General features: G+C 73.7%; 4 protein-coding genes. 3 read left to right on the top strand and 1 reads right to left on the bottom strand.

The window, feature by feature from the left end; genetic code table 11:
* Nucleotides 1-192 precede the first annotated feature (192 nt).
* Nucleotides 193-939 (top strand): hypothetical protein, encoded by a 747-nt coding sequence (locus SZ60_RS13915; protein ID WP_156155619.1) that lies wholly within the window; start codon nt 193-195, stop codon nt 937-939.
* A 121-nt stretch (nt 940-1,060) separates the two neighbouring features.
* On the opposite strand, the gene SZ60_RS13910 is transcribed toward SZ60_RS13915, so the two are convergent.
* Nucleotides 1,061-1,999 carry a siderophore-interacting protein gene (locus SZ60_RS13910; protein WP_043596866.1) on the bottom strand — a complete coding sequence of 313 codons (939 nt, stop codon included), beginning with the start codon at nt 1,997-1,999 and terminating at the stop codon, nt 1,061-1,063.
* Nucleotides 2,000-2,131: 132 nt separating this feature from the next.
* On the opposite strand from SZ60_RS13910, the gene SZ60_RS13905 reads away from it, so the two are divergent.
* Nucleotides 2,132-3,730 carry a pyridoxal-dependent decarboxylase gene (locus SZ60_RS13905; RefSeq protein WP_043596870.1) on the top strand — a complete coding sequence of 533 codons (1,599 nt, stop codon included), beginning with the start codon at nt 2,132-2,134 and terminating at the stop codon, nt 3,728-3,730.
* On the top strand, nt 3,727-5,133 hold a 1,407-nt coding region (locus tag SZ60_RS13900), incomplete at its 3' end, for a lysine N(6)-hydroxylase/L-ornithine N(5)-oxygenase family protein (protein WP_043596865.1). The genes SZ60_RS13905 and SZ60_RS13900, both read left to right, overlap by 4 nt.

The following is a 5,133-nucleotide window of genomic DNA, read 5'->3' as shown; positions in this document are numbered from 1 at the left end:
TCGGGTTCGGCACGCCGCACGGGGCACGGGCGGTCGGGTTCGGCACGCCGCACGGGGCACGGGCCCCCGACGCGAGCACGAGTCGCTCCGTCGGATGAACGTCGCACCGCCCCTGTGCACGGTGCGACGTTCATCCGACGGTGCGACTCGTGCCCCGGACCTCACGCCGCAGACCCCGGTAGCGTCGGCGAGGTGAGCGATCCCGACGACGCGCCCGCGCCTCCTGAGGACTCGACCGAGCGCGACCCGACCGCCCCGGCCCGAGCGAGCGCCCCCGCACCGACCGACCCGAGCGACCCCGCCCCCGCCCCCGACGCGACCGACCCGGCACCCGCCGGGCTCCCGCACGGCTGGGTGCGCGTCGGCGAGCGCCGCTGGTGGTCGACGTGGGTCGGGGCGACGACCGCGTTCGCCTCCTTCGCGGCGATCCAGGCAGTCCAGTTCGTCTTCCGCATCGCCGAGATCAACTTCCGGTGGGATCTCGCCCTGTTGGTGGCCGTCGGGGTGACGGTCGGGATCTTCGCGCTGATCACGGTGATCCGGAACGCCCGGGCCCCGCAGCCCTGGATCGACCTCGACTCCGGGCAGCTGCGCGCCGGCACCCGCCGCCCCGTCCCCCTGGCCCGGGTCGACCGTGCCGTCCTGACGACGGCCCCGGTCGGCAACGGCGGCCGCGTGCTCGTGCTCCGCCTGACCGCCAAGGAGGCGCGGGTCGACTTCATCCTGCGCGACCGGAAGGACGCGACCCTCGACCCGACCTCGACCGCCGTGTTGGCGGAGGCGCTGCGCCGCACCTCCGTCGCCATGCCGACCTCGATCCACGACCCGACCGGCCGGTTCGCGCGCTACAACTTCCCCGGCCACGTCGACCGAGACGACGCCGTCGCCCTCGTCGAGCACCCGCCTGCGGCCGGCGACCCGCTGCCCGCGGCCTGGTGACCGGTTCGCCCTCGAGCGCCATGGTCAGGGACCACGTCGCACCACCGTCGTGTCGTCGAACCACGCGAGTAGGTGGTTCGACGACGCGACGGTGGTGCGACCTCGCCGGCGGGCCCCGGACTCAGCGCTTCCAGTACCCCGAGAACGTGATGCGGTTCTTCGGCAGGCCCGCCGCGTGCAGGTGCCGCCGCCCGCCGGTCGCCAGCGCGGACTCGCCCACGACATAGGCGTAGGCCCGTGGGTCGGCCGCCGACCGCGAGAGCAGTGCGGCGAGCGCCCCCTCCCCCGGCGCGACGCCCCCGGCGCCACCGGCGCCCCGATCGTCTGCGTCGTCGTCGCCGCCGAGCGCCCGGGTGCCGGACCCCAGGACGCCGAGCGCCCGGGCGTCGAGCTCGTCCCGCACCACCCACGTCACCTCGACGCCGTCGGGCGCGTCGAGCGGACGCACGTCGGCCCGGGTCGGCACCTCCTGGATCACCGATCCCACGGAGGCGCGGTGCAGCGATCGCACGATGCCTTCGGTCCCCGGCAGCCCGGTCTCGTCGGCGACCAGGTGGATCTCGGTCGCGTCGTCGGGGGCGTTGAACAGCACGCCCTGGTCGAGCAGGCCGAGGGCGTCGCCGGGGCGGGCGGCGCAGGCCCAGATCGCCGCGCCTCCTTCGAGTTCGCCGGACTCGCCACGGTGCAACACGAAGTCGATGTCGAGCTCGGCGCGCGACGCCCCGGCCGCACCCGCACCCGCTTCCGTCCCGGCCGAACCCGCCGGCCGGAACTCGCGCACCGTGTAGTTCGCGCAGTGCGGCCGCTCGGCCTCGGGGATCGCCAGGTACTGCGCGTACCAGAGCGACGTGGTCGCCCGCGGCAGCCGCAACGAGTCGTTGCCGGGCACCGGTAGGAACAGCCGGAACCACTGGTCGAAGCCCATGTCGCCGAACTCGTGAAGGTCGTCACCGACGACGGTGACGCGCTGGAAGCTCGGCGAGACGCGCTCCGAACGCAGCACCTCGAGACGGTGCACTCGGGGGTCGGCGGGCTTGACGGGCGGGCGGCGGGTCGACATAAGGTAAGGCTAACCTAACGAACCGCGGGCCGCATCCGACGTCGTCGACCACGCCCCCGACGGGCACGTCGGCGTCCAACCGCCCGCCCGACCCGCATGACCCGCCAAACCGCGAAACCGCGCAACCGCGCCATGCCCCACCGCTCCACCACGATCCGAAGGAGACCCGTGTCCGAACGCCACGCGTCCGCACTGCTGACCACCGCGACCGCCGACGAGTACGAACGCCTCACCGGCGCCGCCGTCACGCGCATCGCCGACCGCTTCCGCACGACGCGCCAACCCTTCTCGGGTGAGAGCCGCGCGCACCTGCAGCACCTCGTCGACTCCGTCGACCTCGATGCACCGGGCACCGGCACGGACGACGCCCTGCGCGAGGTCGACGAGCTCTTCACGGCGAACGCGGTCTGGTTCCACGACCCCGCCTACCAGTCACACCTCAACTGCCCGGTCGCCCTGCCGGCGGTCGCCGCCGAGGCCGTACTGGCCGCGGTCAACCCGTCGGTGGACACCTACGACCAGTCGGCCGTCGGCACCCTGATCGAGCGTCGCCTCGTCGACTGGACGGCCGAGCGCATCGGCTTCGATCCGGCCACCCGCGACGGCGTCTTCACCTCGGGCGGCACCCAGTCGAACCTGCACGCCCTGCTGCTCGCCCGCGAACACGCCACGGCCCGTGCCCGCGCCGACGCCCGGGACGAGGAGGCGCGGCTGCGGAACACGGCCGCCCCCGGTCACCGCCCCGTCCCGCGCGCCACGGCGCTGCACGACCTGCTCGGCCGCATGGTCGTGGTCGCCACCGCCGAGAGCCACTTCAGCGTGCAGAAGTCGGCCCGCCTGCTCGGGCTCGGCGAGGACGCCGTCGTGACCGTCCCCACCGACGACGCCGGTCGGATGCTGCCCGCGGTACTCGCCGTCACCCTGGACGCCCTCGTGCAGGCCGGACACCTGCCGGTCGCCGTGGTGGCGACGGCCGGCACGACCGACCGCGGCTGCCTCGACCCGCTCGCCGCGATCGCCGAGGTCTGCGACCGCACCGGCGTCTGGCTGCACGTCGACGCGGCCTACGGCGGCGGCCTGCTCGTCTCGCCGACGCGGCGGCACCTGCTCGACGGCATCGAGCACGCCCGGTCGGTCACGGTCGACTTCCACAAGACGTTCTTCCAGCCGGTGTCGTCGAGTGCGTTGATCGTGCGCGACGGGCACGACCTCGACCCGGTCGCCTGGCACGCGGACTACCTCAACCCGCTCTCCGACCCCGAACCGAACCAGGTCTCGAAGTCGCTGCAGACCACCCGCCGGTTCGACGCGCTCAAGCTCTGGGCGACGCTGCGCGCCCTCGGCCCCGACGGCGTGGGCGAGCTGGTCGACCGGGTGGTCGACCTCGCGGCCGAGGCACACGACCTGCTGCGGGGCGACGACGAGTTCGTCCTCCTCGCCGAGACGCAGCTCAGCACGGCGCTGTTCCGCTGGCAGCCGTCGGACGTCGACGACACCACCGCCGACCGACTCGTCCCGCTCGTCCGACGCGTGCTCTTCGAGTCCGGCAGGGCGATCGTCGCGAAGACCGTGGTCGACGGGCGTCCCTGCCTCAAGCTGACGCTGCTCAACCCCGACGCGGGTCTCGACGACGTGAGGGGCGTGCTCGAGCTGGTCCGCGCCTCCTCGTGGGCCCTGCTCGAGAGCGACGGCCCCGCCCTCGTCGCCGCCGGGACGGAGGCCGCCCGATGACCGCCGCCACCACCACCGCACCCCGCGACGCCGCGCACCTCCACGACCTGGTCGGCATCGGCCTCGGCCCGTTCAACCTCGGCCTGGCCGCCCTGACCGATCCGCTCGACGACGTCGACGCGGTGTTCCTCGACGAGAACGACGGCTTCGCCTGGCACCCCGGCATGATGATCGAAGGTGCGACGATCCAGGTGCCGTTCCTGGCCGACCTCGTGACGATGGCCGACCCGACCTCGCGCTTCGGCTTCCTGAACTGGCTGAAGACGACCGAGCGGCTCTACCCGTTCTACATCCGCGAGGAGTTCTCCCCGCTCCGCGCCGAGTACGACGCCTACTGCCGCTGGGTCGCCGACCAGCTCGACACCCTGCGGTGGGGTCGTCGCGTCACGAGCGTCGACGAGCAGCCCGACGGGACGTACGTCGTGACCTCGCGACGCGCTGCCGACCAGGCCGTCGAGACCTGGCACGCCCGACACGTCGTGCTGGGGGTGGGCACCGAGCCGCGCCTCCCCGAGGGGTTGCGGCACCTCGTCGGTCGGGGCGACGCCACCGGTCCGGTCGTGCACAGCGCCGGCTACCTGAGGGCCCGGGACCGCCTGCGCGCCGCCGACTCGGTGACGATCGTCGGCAGCGGGCAGTCGGCCGCCGAGATCTACCGCGACCTGCTCGACACGACCCGCGTCGGCGACCGCCCGGGGCACCGGCTCGACTGGGTCACCCGTTCGCCTCGGTTCTTCCCGATGGAGTACACGAAGCTCACGCTCGAGCTCACGAGCCCCGAGTACACCGACCACTTCCACTCGCTGCCGCGCGAGACCCGCGACCGGCTCGGCCGCGAGCAACGCAGCCTCTACAAGGGCATCAGCGGCGACCTCGTCGACGACGTGTACGACACGCTCTACCGGCTGAGCGTCGACGGGCCGGTCGACTCGACCCTGCTGACCGAGACCGAGCTGGTCGACGCCCGGTGGGTCGACGCCGACGAGCAGCTCGAGCTGACCGTGCGGCACGCGCAGCTCGGGACCACGACCACGCGCCGCACGGACGCGCTCGTCGTCGCGACGGGCTACGCCGCCCGGGTGCCGTCGTTCCTCGACGCCCTCGGCGACCGGGTCGACCGTGACGACCTGGGTCGCCTGTCCGTGGCGCGCGACTACTCGATCGACGGGGGCCGAGGGCGACTGTTCGTCCAGAACGCCGAGGAGCACACCCACGGCCTCACCGCCCCCGACCTCGGCTTCGGCGCCTGGCGCAACTCGAGCATCATCGCGTCGATCACCGGCCGGGAGCCCTACCCCCTCGAGCGCCGCATCGCCTTCCAGACCTTCGGCACCCCTGCCTCTGCCCCCGTGCCCGCCCCAGCGCCGGCCCCTGCCCCTGCCCCTGCCCCCGCTCCCGCCCCC

Origin of the sequence: Frigoribacterium sp. MEB024 (genome assembly GCF_000878135.1) — a bacterium.
Lineage (GTDB): Bacteria > Actinomycetota > Actinomycetes > Actinomycetales > Microbacteriaceae > Frigoribacterium.
This window is presented reverse-complemented; position numbering and strand designations above follow the sequence as displayed.